Annotated in this window: 14 protein-coding genes and 1 tRNA gene; 13 read left to right on the top strand and 2 right to left on the bottom strand. The window is 67.6% G+C overall.

The window, feature by feature from the left end:
- Positions 1-33 precede the first annotated feature (33 nt).
- The 7 genes from K8P10_RS12240 to K8P10_RS12210 all read left to right on the top strand — a co-directional run bounded on the left by K8P10_RS12240 (position 34) and on the right by K8P10_RS12210 (position 4,481).
- Complete coding sequence (locus tag K8P10_RS12240) at positions 34-1,113, top strand: hypothetical protein (protein ID WP_224779181.1); 1,080 nt, start codon at positions 34-36, stop codon at positions 1,111-1,113.
- A 51-nt stretch (positions 1,114-1,164) separates the two neighbouring features.
- A tRNA-Ala gene (locus K8P10_RS12235) sits at positions 1,165-1,237 on the top strand.
- A 188-nt stretch (positions 1,238-1,425) separates the two neighbouring features.
- The gene (locus tag K8P10_RS12230) at positions 1,426-1,701 is read left to right on the top strand and encodes a hypothetical protein (protein WP_224779180.1); all 276 of its coding nucleotides are present in this window, start codon (positions 1,426-1,428) and stop codon (positions 1,699-1,701) included.
- Between the two features lie 130 nt (positions 1,702-1,831).
- Positions 1,832-2,515 (top strand): DUF1648 domain-containing protein, encoded by a 684-nt coding sequence (locus K8P10_RS12225; protein ID WP_224779179.1) that lies wholly within the window; start codon positions 1,832-1,834, stop codon positions 2,513-2,515.
- A gap of 18 nt (positions 2,516-2,533) precedes the next feature.
- A complete protein-coding gene (locus tag K8P10_RS12220; RefSeq protein WP_370631870.1) occupies positions 2,534-3,019 on the top strand; it encodes a MarR family winged helix-turn-helix transcriptional regulator in 486 nt (161 codons plus the stop codon).
- Between the two features lie 45 nt (positions 3,020-3,064).
- Positions 3,065-3,487, top strand: coding sequence for an organic hydroperoxide resistance protein (locus tag K8P10_RS12215; RefSeq protein WP_224779178.1), 423 nt, complete (start codon positions 3,065-3,067; stop codon positions 3,485-3,487).
- A complete protein-coding gene (locus K8P10_RS12210; protein ID WP_370631868.1) occupies positions 3,480-4,481 on the top strand; it encodes a zinc-binding dehydrogenase in 1,002 nt (333 codons plus the stop codon). Before K8P10_RS12215 ends, K8P10_RS12210 begins: the two co-directional genes overlap by 8 nt.
- Here K8P10_RS12210 and K8P10_RS12205 read toward each other — a convergent pair.
- Complete coding sequence (locus tag K8P10_RS12205; RefSeq protein ID WP_224779177.1) at positions 4,475-5,107, bottom strand: hypothetical protein; 633 nt, start codon at positions 5,105-5,107, stop codon at positions 4,475-4,477. The genes K8P10_RS12210 and K8P10_RS12205 overlap by 7 nt on opposite strands.
- A 104-nt stretch (positions 5,108-5,211) precedes the next feature.
- Between K8P10_RS12205 and K8P10_RS12200 the strand changes: the two genes are divergently transcribed.
- From K8P10_RS12200 to K8P10_RS12175, 6 genes are all read left to right on the top strand, one after another.
- The gene (locus K8P10_RS12200) at positions 5,212-5,475 is read left to right on the top strand and encodes a hypothetical protein (RefSeq protein ID WP_224779176.1); all 264 of its coding nucleotides are present in this window, start codon (positions 5,212-5,214) and stop codon (positions 5,473-5,475) included.
- Between the two features lie 85 nt (positions 5,476-5,560).
- Positions 5,561-16,030 (top strand): non-ribosomal peptide synthetase, encoded by a 10,470-nt coding sequence (locus tag K8P10_RS12195; protein WP_224779175.1) that lies wholly within the window; start codon positions 5,561-5,563, stop codon positions 16,028-16,030.
- A gap of 151 nt (positions 16,031-16,181) precedes the next feature.
- Positions 16,182-16,391: an MbtH family protein gene (locus K8P10_RS12190; RefSeq protein WP_224779174.1), complete on the top strand. Its 210-nt coding sequence runs from the start codon at positions 16,182-16,184 to the stop codon at positions 16,389-16,391.
- Positions 16,388-17,368, top strand: coding sequence for an ATP-binding cassette domain-containing protein (locus K8P10_RS12185; protein ID WP_224779173.1), 981 nt, complete (start codon positions 16,388-16,390; stop codon positions 17,366-17,368). The genes K8P10_RS12190 and K8P10_RS12185 overlap by 4 nt, the downstream gene beginning before the upstream one ends.
- Entirely contained in the window at positions 17,365-18,162 is a 798-nt protein-coding gene (locus tag K8P10_RS12180; RefSeq protein ID WP_224779172.1) for an ABC transporter permease, read from the top strand. The genes K8P10_RS12185 and K8P10_RS12180 overlap by 4 nt, the downstream gene beginning before the upstream one ends.
- The gene (locus K8P10_RS12175; RefSeq protein WP_224779171.1) at positions 18,159-18,971 is read left to right on the top strand and encodes a 4'-phosphopantetheinyl transferase superfamily protein; all 813 of its coding nucleotides are present in this window, start codon (positions 18,159-18,161) and stop codon (positions 18,969-18,971) included. Before K8P10_RS12180 ends, K8P10_RS12175 begins: the two co-directional genes overlap by 4 nt.
- 6 nt (positions 18,972-18,977) lie before the next feature.
- On the opposite strand, the gene K8P10_RS12170 is transcribed toward K8P10_RS12175, so the two are convergent.
- Positions 18,978-19,955, bottom strand: a complete 978-nt coding sequence (locus K8P10_RS12170) for an NADP-dependent oxidoreductase (protein ID WP_224779170.1) — start codon at positions 19,953-19,955, stop codon at positions 18,978-18,980.
- Between the last annotated feature and the right edge of the window lie 51 nt (positions 19,956-20,006).

Here is a 20,006-nt window from a genome sequence, read left to right as displayed (position 1 = left end):
GTTCCGCCCCCAGCGAAACGTACAGTGAAGCGCATGACTGGCAGTGCACTCGGGGGCGGACTCCTTTTCGTCGTCGCAGCGCTGCTGTGGTCCGCCGTGCTGGTGCCCGCATGGGTGCGGCGCCGCGAGTTCCGAGCGGCCGAACGCAACGCGCTGCGGCTGCAGCGGACGCTCCGCGTGCTGGCGGAGACCTCGGAGGTGCCCCAGGAGGTGCACGCGGAGGCGACGGCGAAGGAAGCGCTGCAGCACGAGAAGATGCTGCGCGCGGCGCAGCGGCGGCAGGAAGCCGAACGACGTGCGCATCTGGCAGAGGCGAAGGCGGAGGAAGTGCGAGCAGAGATTCACGCGCAGGACATGCAGCGGAAGCATCGGGCGACCCTGCGGGCGGCGAAGCTGCGTCGGCCGACGGTGCGTCGCTTGCGCTCGCTCGCGGCGCTCGCGACGCTCATGGGCGTCATCGGAGTACTGGTCGGTGCCGGCCTCGCGCTTGCGGGGAGCGGCGTGGCGGTGCTCGGATGGTCCGCGCTCGTCGCCTGTGCAGCCTTCGGCGGGCTGCTGCTCATGGCTCCCGGCCGAGCGAAGGTGGCTCCGCTGCCCGTGCCCGAGGCGGCTCCGATGGCGGAGACGGCAGCGATGCCTGTTGAAGCGGAGTCGGCGGAGGAGTTCGCGGCTGAGACGGAGTCGCCGGCGAGTGCCGCGGCGCACGCGGCGGCACAGCAGGCCGCCGCGGCTCGGATCGCTCGCGCTCGCGCCCTTGCCCGTGCCCGTGCGGAGAAGCCCGCTGCGCGCACCAATCAGCCCGACTCGATGCTGCTCGAAGAGGCGCGCCGTCAGGCTCGCCAGCAGGAGAAGACGCGTGAAGCGCCTGCTGCAGAGCAGGCCTCGGCCGGGACGTCAGCTGCGGCGCAGCCCGCTCGGTCTGCGCAGTCCGCACCGGAGGCGACTGCGCCGGAACGCCCGGCTGCCCCGGCCCTGAGCCCTGCGGAGGAGGCCGCGCGTGCCCAGCAGCTGGCGGCTGCCGCACGTCTGCGGCAGATGGGTGTGGTCGGCGATACGACTGAGGGAATGCCCGACATCAATGCCCTGCTGCAGCGCCGTCGAAACGCGGGCTGAGCGGGCGATTTCGCTCCGGAAAGCCGGCCTGCTAGGCTAGCTCTTCGTTACGGGTCTATAGCTCAGTTGGTAGAGCGCTTCGTTCGCAATGAAGAGGTCGGCGGTTCGATTCCGCCTAGATCCACGTAAAGTCGAATGCTCGATGCGTGAACGAGACCGGGTCTCGGTCACCTCCTATCCTGAACCTATGCTTGCCCCTCCTGCGACGGTGCGCTGCAACGGAGGCCTCGGACGGCGGTTTTGGATCTGCATCGGAATCATCGGCTGCGTAACAGTGGTTGCGATGCTCGGGTCCGGCAGTTCGCCTGGGTGATGGCGCTCATCGGCCTGGGTGCTGCCGGACTGTTCATTCTCGCCAGAGCCTTTCTGCCCGGCCTCACCATCTTTCCGTCCAGGCAACTGATCCGCACACGACGTCGAGTCGTGCCCTACGCGGCAGTCGCTGCCATCGACTTCCGCAGACCAGAGCAGGCCGGCATCTGGGTCAACTTCATCGGGGATGAACGCCGCCGCCCGCTCGCGCGTCTGGCGATCGACGAGACGCTGATGGCCCCAGCGGGCGATGAGCAGTGGGTTGCGCTGTGGTAGCTGGTGATCGCTCTGGCCGAAGACCAGGGCTCGCAACCGCACGCTGGCGCGACACTGTTTCCGGCTGAGGGGCGCATGCCACCCTCGCAGAGCAGGCCGGTGTCGACGGCGCAGGCCATCGACACCCTGGATGCGCAGATCGCGTGGTGTGCGACGGGGAATCGCGCGGGGCATCGCCGCGCGCCCATGCGGGCGCTCCTGGGCCGAGTCGTCGTGCTCCGCTGAGCTCACCCTGCGTGACCGTCAGCTCGAGATCGACGATCAGCTCTGCAATGGTGCGCCACGCGTCGAGCGGGTCATCGATCTCGAGCCCATCGTGGATGCGGCCATCCGCGCCTCTGCGGGCGGGAGCGCCGCGTCGGGGAAGATGGATCGGCCGGCCCGCACCTATGTCACCGGGAAGTGGACTCGGGGGCTGCGCATCAGCGCCCTCGGTGTCGCCGGGATCAGTGCCGCCTCGATCCTGATCGGGTACGCCTCCCTTCCCGAGACGATCCCGACCCACTTCGACTTCGCCGGTCGACCTGACGGGTGGGGGCACAAGTCGTCGGTACTGGTGATCCTCGGCATACTGGGTGCGATGACCGCCGGAATCGTCTGGCTCTCGCATCACCCGAGGGTCTTCAACTATCCGGTGCCGATCACCGAGTTCAACGCGCAGGCGGTGTACCGGGTGGGGGAGCAGACCATGGTGTGGGTGTCCCTCGGGTGCGCGCTGCTGCTCGCTGGGGCGAGCACCTCGATGGTGATGGCGATCGGCCTGCGACCGGTCCTGGGCGGCTGCAGGCCGTGGTTTCAGCAGACACCCAGTTAGATTGTGCACAATTCAATTGTGAGCGAGACAAACAACGCGAGTGTGACCGACGGCATGGTGTGCTTCGGCCTGTACTCGGCGGCGCGAGCGGCGACGCGTGCCTACCGTGTCTTCCTCGCGCCATGGAACCTTACGTATCCGCAGTACCTCGTCATGGTGGTGCTCTGGAACGACGGGGACCAGACGGTCTCGTCGCTCGGCCGCGCTATGCACCTCGATTCCGGGACCCTGTCGCCGCTCGTGCGGCGCCTCGAGGACGCCGGTTACGTGAGCCGCGTGCGCGATCGTGAGGACGAGCGGATCGTGCACGTCGCCGCGACGGCCCAGGGACATGCGCTGCGGGCAGAGCTCGCGCACGTGCCCGACGCGTTCCGCGAACTCGTGGAGTCCCGCGACGAGGAAGACCTCGTCGAGCTCATCACCTCACTCAAGCTCCTCACCCGCTCGCTCGAGCGGGCGACGGAAGACGCTCCCTCCACTGGTCGGCGCGTCGAATCGGTGTGACCACTCGCGTGCAATCACCCACATCCCGAGAGAAACGGATATCCCATGGAAGCTCAGTACAGTACCGAAGCACTCGCAACCGGTGCAGGCCGCGACGGCCACGTCACCACTGTCGACGGTCGCATCGATATGGACCTCGCCGTTCCGAAGGAGATGGGCGGGAGCGGTGACGGCGCGAACCCCGAACAGCTCTTCGCGGCGGGTTACTCCGCATGCTTCCACTCCGCACTGCAGGCCGTCGCGCGAGCACAGCAGGTAAAGCTCGAGGACACCTCGGTCGGTGCCCGCGTCAGCATCGGATCGAACGGGGAGGGCGGATTCGAACTCGCGGTGCACCTCGAAGTGACCGTGCCGAACCTGCCGCACGACGAGGCCCAGGCGCTCGTCGAGGCCGCACACCAGGTGTGCCCCTACTCAAACGCGACGCGCGGCAACATCGAGGTCACGCTGGCGGTCAGCGATGACTGAGGGCACGATGCGGGCCATCGTTCACGAGACCTTCGGCGAACCCGAGGAAGTGCTGCAGGTCGGTGAGCGCCCGATCCCCGAACCCGGCCCCGGACAGGTGAGGCTGCGGATCGTGCTGGCCACGATCCACAACCACGATCTCTGGACGATTCGCGGCACCTACGGCTTCAAGCCAGAGCTCCCCGCGCCCGCCGGCACCGAGGTCGTCGGCCGGATCGATGCGCTCGGCGAAGGGGTCGATTCGTTCGCGATCGGCCAGCGCGTCGTCTCCGGATCCTCGTTCGGCACCTGGGCTGACTACGCCGTGGTCGACGCGGCGGGCCTGATTCCCGTACCCGATGCGCTCCCCGATGAGAGCGCGGCGCAGCTCGTCTCCATGCCGTTCAGCGCCATCGCGCTCCTCGACTTCTTGCGCGTCGAGCCAGGCCAGTGGATTGTGCAGAACGCGGCGAATGGAGCCGTGGGGCGGCTCCTCGCGCAGCTCGCCGCCTCCCGTGGCGTGCACGTGGTGAGTCTGGTGCGCCGTGCAGGGGCCCGAGACGATCTGGTGGCGCACGGCATCTCCAACGTCGTGTCCACTGCTGACGCTGACTGGCGCGACCAGGTCAGTGCGCTCACCGATGGTGCGCCGATCGTCGTCGGCGTGGATTCCGCCGGTGGTTCCGCGACGAACGAGGTCGTCTCGCTGCTCGCCGAAGAGGCCACGCTCGTCGTGTTCGGCGCCATGGCCTCCCCGGTCATGGAGATCAGCTCGGGTGCGGTGATCTTCCGCAGCATCCGAGTTGTCGGGTTCTGGGGGAGCAAGGTGAGCCAGGAAATGGACGCGAGCAAGAAGTCCGCGCTCTTCGGCGAGCTGCTGGGCGCCGTTGCATCCGGAGCGATCACGCTGCCGGTCGCCGGGGTGTACGACGCGGACGAGGTTCGCACCGCGGTGTCACCCGATGCCCAGGGCACCCGAGACGGAAAGGTGCTGCTGCGATTCGCTGATCAGTGAGCTTCGGGCACCAGCACGGTGCTCACCAGGGTCGTGACCGAGGGCACACGCGGTGACGACCCGAAACCGAAAGCTGGAGGGGGGTCGACCTCGGAGAGGGCGCCGAGGTCGACCCCGTCCCACTGCACCGACGACTGCTCGATGCGATGGAGATCTTGTGCGGCGTACCATTCGATCCGTCCGTTACCCGCGGTGCCCAGAGTGCGCACGCCTGGCATCACCGTCCTGGCCGCGAGGTCGGTCAGGCGCGCCCACGTCTGGGAACGCCCGATCCGCCGAGGCACGGCGCGGAGCAGATACCCCATTGGTGTGCGGCCCCCGACGGTGAATTCCCAACGCAGGGAACCGGCCGAGACCTGCCAGCGCGAATGCCTCCTGCGCCCGTGCAGTGCGACGCTGACGGGCACCACTCGCACCTCGTCGAAGACATAGGTCTTGGCGACGAAGTCTGCGATCGCCGCCGTCGGTGCGAGCAGAATGCGGGTGCCATCCGAGCGTTCGACCATCACATCCGCGAACGCCCCCAGTGGGCTCTGCACCCATGACCCGAGCACGAGCCGAGTGCCCGAGGCGGTGCCGACTCCGGCGATGTGGCCCACGAAGCGGAACCGGTGAGTCTGCGGCATGGTTGCAGCTTATCTGCCGGAGCAACATCCCATCCGGATATCGATGCGCACCGAATGACCTCGTGAGAGCGCCCACCTGGGCGCCCAGAACGAGGAGGAACAGTATGCGTCAGCAGCACCGGATCACTCGCACGCTCGTCACCGGAGCGGCAGCAGCAGCACTCGCCGTCGGCGGAATCAGCGTGGCAGGTGGCGCTGCGCAGGCCGACTCCCACTCCGCTCCGCTCGCGACCCCTGCGGTGACCGAAGCAATCGCACCGAGTCCGCTGCTCGCGTCGCTGATCAACGGCCCGCTCATCGAAGGCCCCCTCCTGGATCTCGGCGGGCTGCTGAACGATCTGAGAATCGGACAGTTCCAGAACAAGTGAGCGTCAGGGTCGCGACCGCGACCCTGACGCTGCCCATCAGCTTGTGGAGTCGATGCCAGACGTCGGCCAGTAGAGGAGATCGTTCGTGTTGCAGTTCCCGTCCATGGCTCGCTCGTCCGGCTCAGCGGAGGGAATGCGCCTCCCCTTGACCGAGGCTCAACGCGGTATCTGGTACGCGCAGCAGCTCGATCCCCAGAACCCGACCTACCAGATCGGCCAGTTCCTCGAACTCGAGGGACCGGTCGATGTCGAGTTGATGACGCTTTCCCTCACGAAAGTCGTGGCGGATCTCGACGCGATGAGTTCGCGCTTCTCCGAAGACGCCGACGGGCCGTACGCGACGATCCAGCGTCCGCATCCGAGCGCTCGCCTGCTGCGGGTGGTCGATCTGACGACTGCGGAACCGCAAACGGCACGGGCTGTCGCGCGGGAGCAGATGGACGCCGAGATGCGGACGCCACGCGAACTGACAGGCGACGATCTGTTCGGTGCCACGCTCTTCCGGATGCCGGGGGACACCTCGCAGTTCTTCCAGCGTGTGCACCACATCATGCTCGACGGCTACTCGGCAGTCATCGCGCTGAAGTACTTCGCCGAGGTGTACTCCCGTCTGGCGAAGATCACGCTCGGCGGTCGGTTCGCCGGACTAGTGCGCACGCCGCTGGCACACCTGGCCGCGCGGATCCCCTCCCCGCTCCCGGCAGTCCCCGAACTGCTGGCGACACTCGACACCTACCGAGCGTCCGATCAGTACGAGCGCGATGCGGCGTACTGGCGAGAGGCTCTTGCCGACGAGGCGACGGTCACCGGTCTCGAGGGCCCACCGGCATCCGTTGCGCGACGCGTGGAACGGGTGACGGTGGATCTGTCCGCCGACCGAGCGCAGCAGCTCGCGAGTCTCGGTCGTGAGCTTCCGAAGACGGTCGTCGCGCTCACCGCCCTGTACATGTCCCGAATCACCGGCGAGGAGCGCGTGTCATTGGGTCTCCCTGTGACCGCGAGACGCGGATCGATTGCCAAGCGGACGCCGTCGATGCTCTCGAGCATCCTTCCGATGCGTATCGGCATCGATCCGTCTTTGACCGTCGCCGAGACGGTGCAACGGGCCGGCGACGTCGTGCGCGGTGCGGTGCAGCACCAGCGCTTCCGCGTCGAGAAGATCGACGGCGCGCCGGCGTATGCCGGTCCCTCCATCAATCTGCTCCCGGTGATCGACGATCTGCAGTTCGGAGCGACCTCGGGAACGGTGAATATCCTCTCGACCGGTCCCGTTCACGACCTCTCGATCGTGCTGTCCGGTCTCGAGAGCGGAGCGGCCGACGCGCGATTGCAGCTCGAGGGCGATGCCGCGCTGCACTCCGCAGAGACACTCGAAGAGCACGCGCACCGCCTGCTCGCACTGTTCGAGGAAGCGCTGACCCGGCAGGACGCGCGCATCACGGACTTGCCGATGGTGTCCGCAGCGGAATCCGAAGCACTCATCGACCGTGGCGCCGGTGAGGTCGCGCCCATCCCGACGCGCACCGTGCTGGACGCGTTCGCGGAGAACGTCGACGCGTCCCCTGACCGCACCGCGGTGGTAGCTGCGGACCGCACTCTCACGTTCGGCGAGCTCGACGGTGAGGCGAACCGCCTGGCGCGGTACCTGGTCGATCATGGCGTCGGCGCCGGGCGCACGGTCGCCGTGCGCGTCGACCGCACCTCGTCCCTGCCGGTCGCCGTGCTCGCAGTGCTGCGTGCGGGGGGAGTGTACCTCCCGCTCGACCCGGCCTATCCGGTGGACCGCGTCGCCGCGATGATCGAAGACTCGGCCCCCGCGATGATGCTCACCGAGACACGGCTTGCTGAGCGCGACCGCTCCGACGGGGCGAGCTGGGACGTGCGGACCGTCGATCTCGACACGGATACCGCGACTTGGCGACGGCAGAGCTCGCGACCGCTCAGCGCTGCGACAGCGGGAGAACACGATCTCGCGTACATCGTGTTCACGTCGGGGAGCACGGGGCGACCCAAGGGCGTCGGTGTCGACCGGCTGGCACTGCGGAACCTCTTCGAGCAGCACAGTGCGTCGCTCTTCACACCGGCTCGGGAGCGCCTCGGCCGGACGCTCAGGGTGGCCCACACGACCGGGCTGTCGTTCGACGCGGCGTGGGATCCGATGCTCTGGCTGTGCGCGGGTCACGAGTTGCACCTGATCGACGAGGACACGCGCCGCGACCCCGAGCGGCTGGTGACCGCGCTCGCCGATGCCGAGATCGACGCGATCGAGACGACGCCGGCGTTCGCGGAAGCACTCATCGGTGCGGGTCTCCTGACCGCGAAGCGCCACCCCACGGAGATCGCGCTCGGCGGGGAGGCCGTGGGGCCCGAACTGTGGGACACCCTCGCCGGTCGCGCGGACATCAGGGCCGTGAACCTGTACGGACCGACCGAGACCACGGTCGACAGCATGGTCGCCGAGATCGAATCGGGAACGGCGCCGCACCTCGGCGGCTCGGTGCTGAACAGCCGGCACTACGTGCTCGATGCCGGACTGCAGCCCGTTCCCGATCGCGCGAACGGTGAGCTGTATCTTGCCGGTGCAAATGTCGCCCGCGGGTACGTGGGGCAGCCCGGGCTCAGTGCCGAGCGCTTCATCGCCGATCCGTTTGCCTCAGACGGTTCACGTATGTATCGCACTGGCGATGTCGTCCAGCGCCGCGACGACGGTTCTCTTCGGTTCGTCGGGCGTCTCGACGATCAGGTGAAGATCCGCGGATATCGCGTCGAGATCGATGAGGTCGAAAGCGCACTGCGTGCACAGAACGGTGTCGCATCCGCCGCGGCACTCGTGCTGGGCTCGGGCGCGACAGCGCGGATCATCGGGTACATCACTGCGAGCGACGCCGCCGAACCCGCCGATCACGCACTGACCGAATCGGTGCGCGAGGGTATGCGTCGATCGGTACCCGACTACATGGTGCCCGCCTCAGTCCTGCTGCTCGACGAATTCCCCATGACGCCGAACGGCAAGCTGGATCGGCGCGCACTCCCGGCACCGGAGGCGGGCGTCGTCGCGTCCCAGCAGCCGCGCACAGCCGCGGAACGCCTGGTCGCCGAGGCGATCGCCGAGGTGCTCGAAATCGCTCAGGTAGGCATCGATGACGACTTCTTCGCCTCCGGCGGGCACTCGTTGCTCGCCACGCGACTCGCCGCGCTGCTCTCCGAACGAATGGAACGATCAGTCGCCGTGCGCGACATCTTCGAACGTCCGACAGCCGCTGCGCTTGCCGAGCTCGCCGGGTCTTCCGGCGAGCAGCGCTCCCGAGTGAGCGTCGCCGTGCGCCCGGATCCGCTGCCCGTGTCCCTGACCCAGCGACGCCTGTGGTTCTTGAACCGACTCGAACCCGAATCGGCGGCATACAACATCCCACTTGTGCTCGAAGTCAACGGTCCGCTGGATGTGGGCGCGCTGCGGCGGGCGTTGCACGACGTCGTCGCCAGGCACGAGCCGCTGCGCACCCGATTCCCGATGGAGCAGGGCGAGCCTGTGCAGCGGGTCGAGGGCGCTGACGAGATCCGGGTGCCGTTCATCGCGATCGATGCCGGGGGTGCCGATGTCGATACCGTCGTCGCCCATGAGGCGACAAGACCGTTCGACATCGCAGCGGAGCTGCCGTTGCGCGCCCTCGTGCTTCGCGCGACTGCTGAGCGTCACATAGTGGTGCTCACACTGCACCACATCGCTGCTGATGGCTGGTCGCTCGCGCCGTTCGCCCGCGATCTGTCGTGGGCGTACGAGGCGCAGCTCGACCAGGCGACGCCGGAGTTCCCGCCGTTGCCGGTCGCTTACGCCGATTTCGCGCTGTGGCAGCGCGATCGTCTCGGTGATCCGGAGGATCCCGACAGTGAGATCCGGCAGCAGCTCGCGTACTGGAAGCGAGCCCTGGCCGGGGCGCCGCCGGAGATCGCGCTGCCTCGAGAGGACGCTCGGGAGTCCACGGCGGAGACGAGCGCTCCGACCGGTGTCGGTGATCGCGTGCTCGAACTGTCCGCCGACCAGCACACGGCGCTCCGCGAGGCCGCTCAACGGCACCAGGCGAGCCTGTTCATGGTGCTGCACGCGGCGCTTGCACTGACGCTGGAGCACGTCGGCGCTGGCGAGGACATCGTCATCGGTACCCCGGTTGCCGGTCGTGACGACCCGAACCTCGAAGAACTCGTCGGTTTCTTCGTGAATACGATCGCGCTGCGCGTCTCCCTTTCGGGCGATCCCACGGTCGAGGAACTCCTCGAACGCGTCCGCGCCGGCAACACCGAGGCATACGGCCACCAAGAGGTGCCCTTCGATACGGTGGTCGACGCGATCAAGCCGCCACGCTCGGCGGGTCGCCACCCGGTCTTCCAGGTGATGCTGACCCTGCAGAACACCGCTCCTGCCGAGCTGAAGCTCGGCGCCGCAGCGGTGTCGGTGCCCGGCCAGATGACGAGCGCGGGCGTCAAGACGGATCTGCTCTTCGACGCATCGACGCCCGACGGCGACGATGGCCCTCTCCGGATCGGGATCGGCTACGACCGTTCGCTCTTCGCCTCCGACACGGTGGATCATATCCGCGACGCGCTCGCCAGGGCGCTCGCCGCGGTGACGAACGACGGTGAACAATGCATCTCACGGGTCGCGCTCGGGTCCTCCGAGTCCGGTGCGCCCCTGACGGACACCGACCGGGGGCCTGCGCTGGCCGCAGGCGATTTGGTGCTCGACCGTCTGCGGCGAACTGTCGACCGGATTCCCGACAACACCGCGCTGAGCACGGCGTCGAAGCAGTGGACGTTCCGCGAGCTCGACGGCGAACTCACCCGGCTAGCAGCGGGCCTGGCAATTCGAGGGATTCGTCCTGGCGACCGAGTCGGCGTGGCGATGCCGCGTGACGCGGACGCGATCGCACTCGTGCTGGCCGCTCTGCGGGTCGGTGCGGTCGCGGTGCCCATCGATGTGGAGTACCCCGACCTGCGCATCGCGCAGATGTGGGAGGATGCGGAACTGACGCTGCTCCTCACCGCTGATCCCGATCGCATGCGAGCCATCGCGGCTGACGCAGAGCACTCGTTCTCCGGCGCCGCGGTCTGCGGACCCGACGACCTCAGGCGGCTCTGCGACGAGTCCGAAGAAGCCGCACCCATCGTTCATTCCGCACGACGGGGCGACACCGCTTACCTCGTCTACACCTCGGGTACGACAGGTCGGCCGAAGGGGGTGCAAGTCTCTCACGGAGCTCTGGCGAACGTGCTCGCTCATCACGAGCACGCCTTAATCGGCCCGAAGCGCGAGCGACTCGAGCGAGAGGCGCGCATGCTGCACCTCTCGGGCCTCGGCTTCGATGCCGCCTGGGACCCGATGCTGTGGCTCGTCTCCGGAGCGGAGATCGTGATGGCAGACGACGCGCTGCGCGTGGACGCCGAAAGCGTGGTGCAGACCGTCAGGGAACGCGAGATCGATGTGATCGAAACGACCCCGTCTTACGTCGCGCAACTCGCGTCGGTCGGTCTGCTCGACAGCATCAATGGCCGGGAGGCACGGCTCACGTTGGCGCTCGGCGGCGAGCCCGTATCGGCTGAGCTGTGGAACCGCATCGCCGACCACCCAGGTGTCGAGGGATGGAACCTCTACGGTCCGAGCGAGACCACCGTCGACGCCGTCATTGCGCCGATCGAACCGGGTCGCGTGGTGATCGGTGCGCCGATCTCCAATCTCGCGACGCGGGTGCTCGATCGCTTCCTGCGGCCAGTGCCACAGGGGACCGAGGGAGAGCTCTACCTGTCGGGTGCCTCGCTCGCGGACGGATACCGAGGGCGAGCAGCGGAGACTGCGTCGCGTTTCGTCGCTGATCCGACCGAACCAGGTGCCCGCATGTACCGCACCGGAGACGTCGTGCGCCGCGATCGGGACGGGGCACTGGAATTCTTGCGACGGAACGACGATCAGGTCAAGCTTCGAGGGTTCCGGATCGAGCTCGGCGATGTCGAGCGGACGCTCGAGCGCCTCGAGGGAGTGCGGCAGGCGGTCGCTCGGGTCGTCTCACCTGTGGGACGCGACACCCAGGCTCAGCTCGTCGCCTGGGTGGTACCGGAGTCAAGCGAGCACGAAATCGATGCGGAGAGCCTGCGTGGTGCCGCGGCCGATCGCCTCCCCGAATATCAGGTGCCGACCCGCATCACGACTGTAGCCGAATTGCCGATGACGCCGAATGGGAAGATTGACATCGATCGCCTACCCGAGCCGCTGATGGCCACCAGTGATCGGAAGCCGACAACCCCAGTCGAGCAGACCATTGTCGACGCCTTCAGTGCGGTGCTCGGGGTCGACGACGTGGGCATGGACGACGACTTCTTCCGACTGGGTGGGCATTCGCTGCTCGCCGTCACTCTCGCGGGTGAGTTGCGCGATCGGCTCGGAGCCGAGGTTCCGCTCCGCGCGCTCTTCGAGGCGACGACTCCGGCGCGCGTGGTCGCGGTCATCGGATCCGATGCGGAGCGCGCCGATGCGGGCGATGGTGCGGGTGACGGTATCGCCTCCGGCCCGTCCGTCGCGGAGTGGAACGAGATGCACCCGCGCAGCGCAGGTGCCGATGCGCCGCTCTCGCCCGGTCAGGCTCGCCTGCACTTCTTGAACCGGCTCGATCCGGCATCGCCCGAGTACTCCGTGGTGCTGCAAGCAGAGCTGTCCGGGGAGCTCGATGTGGATGCGTTGGAGTCGGCGATCGACGACGTCGTCGCCCGGCATGAGGTGCTGCGCACCACCTATCCTGACGTCGATGGGGCGCCTGTGCAGCGGATCGCCGAGGCACCTCAGGGACTCCTGCGCCGTGGGCAGCTCGATACGCGGCAGGGGTTCGACCTCGCGCATGAACTGCCGATCCGGGCCGGTCTCGAGGAACTCGCTCCCGATACGTGGCGACTCGACCTCGTCATCCACCACATCGCGACAGATGGCGCGTCGCTGGCCCCGCTCACTCGGGATCTCGCGACGGCATATGCCGCCAGAACTGCGGGCGCACCGGCGCTCCAGCGCCCGCTCGCGGTTCAGTACGCGGACTTCGCTCGGATGCAACGCGCGCAGGCGGACGTCACCGACCTCCACACGGATCCAGGTCTCGTGTCATGGACCGAACGCCTCGAGGGGATCCCCGACGAGCTCGACCTCCCGGCTGACGGACGTCGCTCAGAGAGCGTGTCGCGTCGCGCGATCCAGGTACCGTTCACCGTGCCGGCAGGCATCGCCGAAGCACTCGGCGACGCCGCGAGCGCCGCGGGTGGTACCGCGTTCCACGGCTGGCTCGGAGCGCTCTCGGGGTATCTGCACCGGGTCGGCTCCGGCGACGACATCGTCATCGGATCCCCGTCGGCCGGTCGCTCTGACCCCGACCTCGCCGATCTCGTCGGTTTCTTCGTGAACACGCTGCCGCTCAGGATCGAGTTCGCCGACGAGCCCACGCTCCAGCAGACCATCCGCCGAGCGCGCGAGGCGACGCTCCACGCCATCGAACACGAATCCGTCCCGTTCGAGCGCATCGTCGACGCGATGTCACCCGAACGTCGTCTGGGGCGCCATCCGCTGTTCCAAACCATGCTCACGGTGGAGGAGATCTCGGACGCGGCGCTCGACCTGCCCGGCGTGGAAGTTCGCGCGATCGAGCCGGAGAGCACGGGAGCGGCAAAGGTGGATCTCTCCTTCACGCTGCGTCTGCGCTCGTCCGGCGAGGTCGACGGCGTGCTCGAAGCAGACGCCGAGCTCTTCAGTCCCGCTGCAGCTCGCGGACTGATCGATCGCTGGATCGAGTTCGTACAGGCCTCGTCAGAGCGTCCTTCGGACGCGCTCCGCACCATTCCGTTCTCTGCGAACGTCGCACGGATCGACGCATACGATTCAGGTGAGGCCATGCCCGAGCCGCTGTTCGATACCCTCGCGCGGACGATCGCCGCAGCTCCGCACGCGCAGCTGATCTCAGATGGAGCGATGCGTCTCTCGGCGACGCAGCTCGATGATCGCGTGAGCGCGATCGCTGCCGGACTCGCCGCACGGGGTGTGGTGCCGGGTGACGCCGTGGCGATCCACCTGCCCCGATCCGTAGACACCCTGGCGGTTCTGCTCGGGGTGTGGCGCGCCGGCGCCGTCGGAGTGCCCATCGACACCGAGCTTCCAGTGGAGCGCGTGCGGAAGATGCTGAGCGCCACTGCAGCGGTGCTCCGTGTCATTGCCGGGCCAGAAACCGGGGCAGATGACGCCTCGAGTGATTTCGACGGCACTCCGGCCGCCACCGTCGATGCGCTCCTCGTGGCGGCACCCGACGATCGCGTCGTCCGCGTCATCGAACCGCACGCTCCCGCGTACGTCATCTTCACCTCGGGATCGACCGGCGAGCCCAAGGGGGTGCAGGTGCCGCACCGGGCACTCGAGGCTCTGCTCGCGAGCCACCGCTCCACCGTGATGTCTGGCGTGCAGCACGCCCGCGTCGCGCACACGACGGGCGTCGGCTTCGACGCCGCGATCGACCCGCTGCTCTGGCTCGTCGCCGGGCACGAGATCGTGATGTTCGACGATGAAACCCGCCGCGACCCGCGGGCGCTCGTCGAAGCGCTCGACACGCATGAGATCGACGTCTGGGAGACCACGCCGAGTTACGTCGCGGCACTGGTCGAGCAGAGTTCGATCGAGGAGTGGTGGGACGCGCGAGCATCAGACCGTCCTTTCACCATGCTCCTCGGCGGGGAGCCCGTGGATCAGGGGCTGTGGACCCGATTGCAGGCAATGTCGGCCGTGCACGCCTGGAATCTGTACGGGCCGACCGAGGTCGGTGTGGACACGCTGATCGCTCCAGTTGACCGATCGCCCTCGCCCGACTTGGGGGCGACCACCACGGAGACGACGGCGTACGTTCTCGATGATCGTCTCCGGCCGGTCGCGGTCGGCTCGGTGGGCGAACTCTGGTTGGCGGGAAGCCAGCTGGCCGACGGATACCTGGGCAACGCCGGGAGCACCGCCGACCATTTCGTTGCCGACCCGTTCGCAGCGGATGGCAGTCGCATGTACCGCACGGGAGACTTGGTTGTCGTCCGCGATCGCGACGAGCAGGGGACTGCACGTGTCGAGTCTCTCGGGCGTTCGGACGGCCAGGTGAAGATCCGCGGGCACCGTGTCGAACCTGGGGAGATCGAGTCTGTGCTTCGCACTGTCACGGGCATCGTCGACGCTGTCGTGCGGCCGGTGAGCGGCCCAGGTGGCGAGGTGCTCGCAGCGTGGGTGGTGTCTACTGCCGCAGAAGGAGATACCGACGGGCTCGTTGCGCTGGCACGGGACGCCCTGCGCGATCGGCTCGCCGATTACATGGTCCCTCGAGAGTTCGTCCGTATCGCTGAGGTGCCGCGCACGCCGAACGGCAAGGTCGATGTGCGTGCGCTCCCGGATGTCGCAGTATCAGGAGGCACCGGGCGAGCGCCTGAGACCGATGCCGAGCAGGCCGTTGCCGCAGCATTCACCGAGGTGCTCGGTGTCCGCGACGTCGGCGCGGAGGACTCATTCTTCGCCCTCGGCGGCCACTCCTTCATCGCCCAGCCGCTCATCGACGCGGTGAACCGGGCGGTCGACGCGCATCTCACCGTGCAAAGCCTGTTCCGTGCGCCGACAGTCGAAGGACTCGCTGCGCTGGCGACGACACCGAACACCAGCGAAGCGGACGACGTCTCCGAGAGCCTCGGCCGGATTCTGCCGTTGCGCGCCGGGGACGAGCGCGCTCCACTCTTCATGGTTCACCCCGCGAGCGGGCTGGCATGGAAGTTCTCCGGCCTCGCGGCTCAGCTGCCGACCGAACGAGCGGTCTTCGGGCTGCAGATGCCTGGGATCGCTCCCGGCGATTCCGAGCTCCCGCTCGGGAATGAGGTCGACGACCTGCTCGACGCGTACCTGGAGAGCATACGCGACGTGCAGCCCACGGGGCCCTATCACCTGATCGGGTTCTCGCTCGGCGGCCGCCTGGCGCACCTGCTCGCCGGACGACTGCAGGACGCGGGGGAGCGTGTGGACCTGCTCGTCTCCATCGACGCCTACCCTGGCGAAACGGAACAGGGTGCTCCTGGAGCCCTCGCGGGGCTCGAGGCCGATGACGAGATGTGGCGCGCGTTCCTCGATGCGAACGGCATCGAGCCGCCGGCAGATGGCGCTTTGCCTCACGGAGTGTTCGAGCCGGAGGTCGCGCTCTCGCACCTGCGCGAGTCCGGAAGCCCGCTCGGCGAGATCCCGGTCGAGAGCGTGCGTCAGATGGTCGCGCGCTTCCGCAATCTCGGTGCGCGTCTCGATGAGGCCCGCTTGCCGATCCATTCGGGGGAGATGCTCCTGTTCGAGGCGACGGAGGACGTGCCGTCGGATCGACCGGCACCTGAATCCTGGAAGCGGTACGTCGACGGGCGCGTGAACGTCGTTCCCGTTCCTGTGCGGCATCAGGACATGCTCGATCACGCCGCGCTGGCGCATCTGGTGCCGGCGCTCGAGACCGCGCTCGCCGCTCTCGAGACTCCGGAGTAGGGCCGAGCGGGATGCGGCTCGCGACACGAGCTGCATCCCGCTCAGACAACGCGTGTGGAAGATGTCGCTGCGACCGAACCGCTTCGCATTTGGTTCCGAACAACTGGAAGCAACGACTTCGCCGTTCGAGCGGCTCACAGGAGGAGGAACCGTGACCAATCCCTTCGACAATCCAGCAGGCGTGTTTCGCGTACTCGTGAACGAGGCCAACCAGCACTCGCTGTGGCCGGACTTCGCAGACGTTCCGAGCGGATGGGTCGTGGTCCACGGACCTGCTGATCGTCAGGAGTGCGTCGATTACGTGACCGAGCATTGGCGCGACATCACACCGATCGCGCCCTGCGACCGAGTTGCTTCGTGATCTCCATCCGCGGAGTGCGCAAGCGATTCGGCAGTCACGAGGCGCTCGCCGGCGTAGATCTGGAGGTGCCTCAAGGCTCCGTTCAAGGCTTACTCGGACCGAATGGTGCGGGGAAGACGACCACCGTGCGTGTGCTCACCACTCTCCTCGACCCCGATGAGGGTGACGCATTTGTCGCGGGGCACTCAGTCAGGAAGCACGGCGACCGTGTACGCCGCAGCCTCGGCCTGTCTGGCCAGTACGCGGCTGTTGACGAACGGTTGACGGGTTTCGAGAACCTCGTGTTAGTGGGGGAACTCTACGGCATGCGGAGGCGCGCGGCTCGCGAACGCGCGAGCGAGCTGCTCCGCGAGTTCCGTCTCGACGATGTGCCACGGGGCAAACGAGCTGGCGCGTACTCGGGTGGAATGCGCAGGCGACTCGACCTGGCGGGCGCTATCGTCGCGCGCCCACCGGTCGTCATTCTCGACGAACCGACGACCGGTCTCGACCCTCGCGGCCGTCGAGATACTTGGAACGCCGTCGATACGCTGACTCGGGGAGGGACCACGGTGCTCCTCACCACGCAGTATCTCGAAGAGGCCGACGAATTGGCTGATTCGATCGCCGTCATCGACGCCGGTCGCATCGTGGCTGAAGGGACTGCGGCGGAGCTGAAGGCGCGTGCCGGAGGCAGCAGGATCGAGGTCAGACTCCAGGCGGACTCGGACGCCGTTGCCGCCAGTCGCGTCATCGATGGTGTCATCCCAGGATCGGTCTATGACGCGCGCTCCCGCACCATCCGAGCCGCTGCTCCGGAAGGACTCACGAGTCTGCGCGGCGTCGTTGAGGCGCTTGCGGCTGAACGGATCGAGGTGCTCGAGACGGCGCTGAGACAGCCGACTCTCGATGATGTCTTCCTTCGGTTGACCGGAACCCGTAGTACCGACGAGGCCGACGAAACGGCGGAGTTCGTTGCGGCCGAGGTGAACGGGTGAGCGCGCTGACAGCGGTCCGCGACGGTGGCGTGATCGCCCGCCGCAACCTGGCGGGTGTGCGGCGAACACCTGGTGCCCTGGTGACCGGTGTCGCGCAACCCATCATCTTCGTACTGATCCTCGCATTCGTCTTTGGTGGGGCGCTCGGAGGCGACGCCTATCGCGAGTTCCTGATCGGCGGCATCCTTGCCCAAACGCTCGTGTTCAACTCGTCCTTCACCGCCGTGTATCTCGCGAAAGACCTGCAAACCGGCCTCATCGACCGTTTCAGGGCGCTTCCGATGTCGAGGATCGGAGTCATCCTGGGCCGAACGCTCTCAGACCTCGTCACGAGCACCATTTCGGTGCTCGTCATCATCGGGTGCGGTCTGCTGATCGGCTGGCGGGTGCACAATGGCATCGCCCCGGCAGTCGCCGCCGCAGGTCTGCTGCTCCTGTTCGCGTTCGCCACGTCCTGGATCGGCGCGTTCATCGCGATGTCGGCTCGGAGCGTGGAGGTCGCGCAGAGCGTGGGACTCCTCTGGCTGTTTCCGGTGTGCTTCATCTCCGGCGCATTCGTGTCGGCCGACATGCTGCCGGGACCTCTGCGAGTGGTCGCGGAGTGGAACCCGGTGACCGCCGTCGCGACGGCGGTCAGGCAGGGATTCGGAAACGAGTCGCCGGCCGGGTTCACGGCGGCTGGCGGTTGGCCGGCAGACCACGCACTGCTCTACTCCGTGCTCTGCTGCCTCGCCATTATCGGGGTGTTCGCACCGCTCGCCGTGCAGCAGTATCGGCGCATCAGCCGCCGATGATCGATGTGGTGATCGATCGGGTGGAGTCGGTACTCAACGCCGCATCCGAGCTCGCAGCACTGTTCTCGGACCAACCTTCATCGCGGCGCACCGGCGACCTCACCGCCTTTCGCAGACTGCTCGAGAGTGATGATCGAGCAGCAGTCAGTGCTCGGCGTTTTCCCAGCGATCGTCGACGCACGCTCGCCGGACGCCTCGCGCTCAGGGCGCTGCTGCTCGACAGGCTCGGCCGAACCTGGCGCGATCTGCCCGATCTGCGCGTACGTCGAGCGTGCACGAGCTGCGGCGAGTCGCACGGTCAGCCCCGCTATCCATCGGTATCGATGTCCAGCGCGACTTCTGGCGTCTGGGTCATGGCCGCGGTGGCGACGGAGCGGGCAACGGTGGGTGCCGATATCGAGGTCGTGCGTCCCTCGACCTGGACCGGTTTCGATGCCGCTGTGCTCCATCCAGCCGAACGCGAGCACTTCGCCGCTCATGGTCTTGGCGCGCATTCCCGTCTGCAGCGATGGGCCGACAAGGAGGCCGCGCTGAAGGCCTCGGGAATCGGGCTGCTCGCCGACCCCACTGCGGTCCGTATCGCCGAGCGTAGCGGCAGACGCACAGTGCTGCACATGTCGTCAGCCAGCAGTCTGCCGGACTCCAGTCTCGGTTGGCGCCCGCTCCTTGAAGCTCCGGAGCAGGTTTCTGACGGCCTCGCCGTCGCGGCGATGAACGACGTCGCAGGTGGGGGAGCATTCGTCGCATCATTGGCGGCTGCGAGACCCGAGTCCGTCCGGCTGCGCTCGTTCGCCGCACTCAACCTCTGAGATGCTTCACCGGTTCTCGTTAGGGACCAGTACGAGCTTGCCGCTCGTGCGGCCCGTGTCCCCGGCTTCGTGAGCGCGCGCGGCGTCCCGAAGCGGGAACGTCTCGGCGATCGTCGCCTGCAATCTGCCGGTCTCGACGAGGTTCGCGACTGCGAGCATCCCCGCGTGATCCGCCTCGACCAGGATCAGGGCGGCGCGTACGCCAAGTCGTTCCGCTTCCTCTTGCAGACCCTCAGCCGGGCGCGGAAGCGTGGAGACGAGCGTGCCGCCCGGGCGCAGGGTCCGCAGGGATCGGAGCTGATAGTCGCCTCCGATCGTGTCGAGGACCACATCGACGGGGTCGACGGCGTCGACGAAATCGACCTCGCGATAATCGACCATTTCGTCGGCGCCCAGGCCGCGCACGAAATCGTGTTTGGGTGAACTTGCCGTCCCGATGACATACGCCCCGCGCGCCTTCGCGATCTGCACCGCCAGGTGCCCGACTCCGCCGGCGGCAGCGTGGATGAGGACGCGGTCCCCCTCCGAGATCTGCGCAGTGTCGACGAGGGCCTGCCACGCGGTGAGTGCCGCGAGCGGAATCGCACCCGCCTGTACGTGGTCGACCGCGGACGGCTTCGGGGCGAACGCCCTGGCCGGTCCGACAACGTACTCGGCGTGCGATCCCGCCCCGTGCGGGTAGGGCAGCATTCCGAAGACTTCGTCGCCGGGTGTGACGGTCGTGACGCCCAACCCGACGGCGACGACCTCACCCGATACGTCCCAGCCGAGCGTGTACGGCGGATCCCCCAGGAAACCTCGTCCTGCCCGATGCTTCCAGTCGGTCGGATTCACGCCCGCCGCGAGCACGCGCACCAGGATTTCACTGATGCCCGGCTCCGGTCGCGGAACGCGTACCTCCCGAAGGACTTCCGGCCCGCCGAACTCTTCCTGACGAATCGCCAGCATGGTCGGGTGGCCGGTGTGCTCGTGGGTATCGCTCATGCGCCCATCCTCCCGCCGACCACTGACACGCGCAAGGAGCTTCTGCGGCCT

The organism is Leucobacter sp. Psy1 (assembly GCF_020096995.1).
GTDB lineage: Bacteria > Actinomycetota > Actinomycetes > Actinomycetales > Microbacteriaceae > Leucobacter.
The sequence above is the reverse complement of the archived record's forward strand: the minus strand, read 5'-3'. Positions and strand labels throughout refer to the sequence as shown.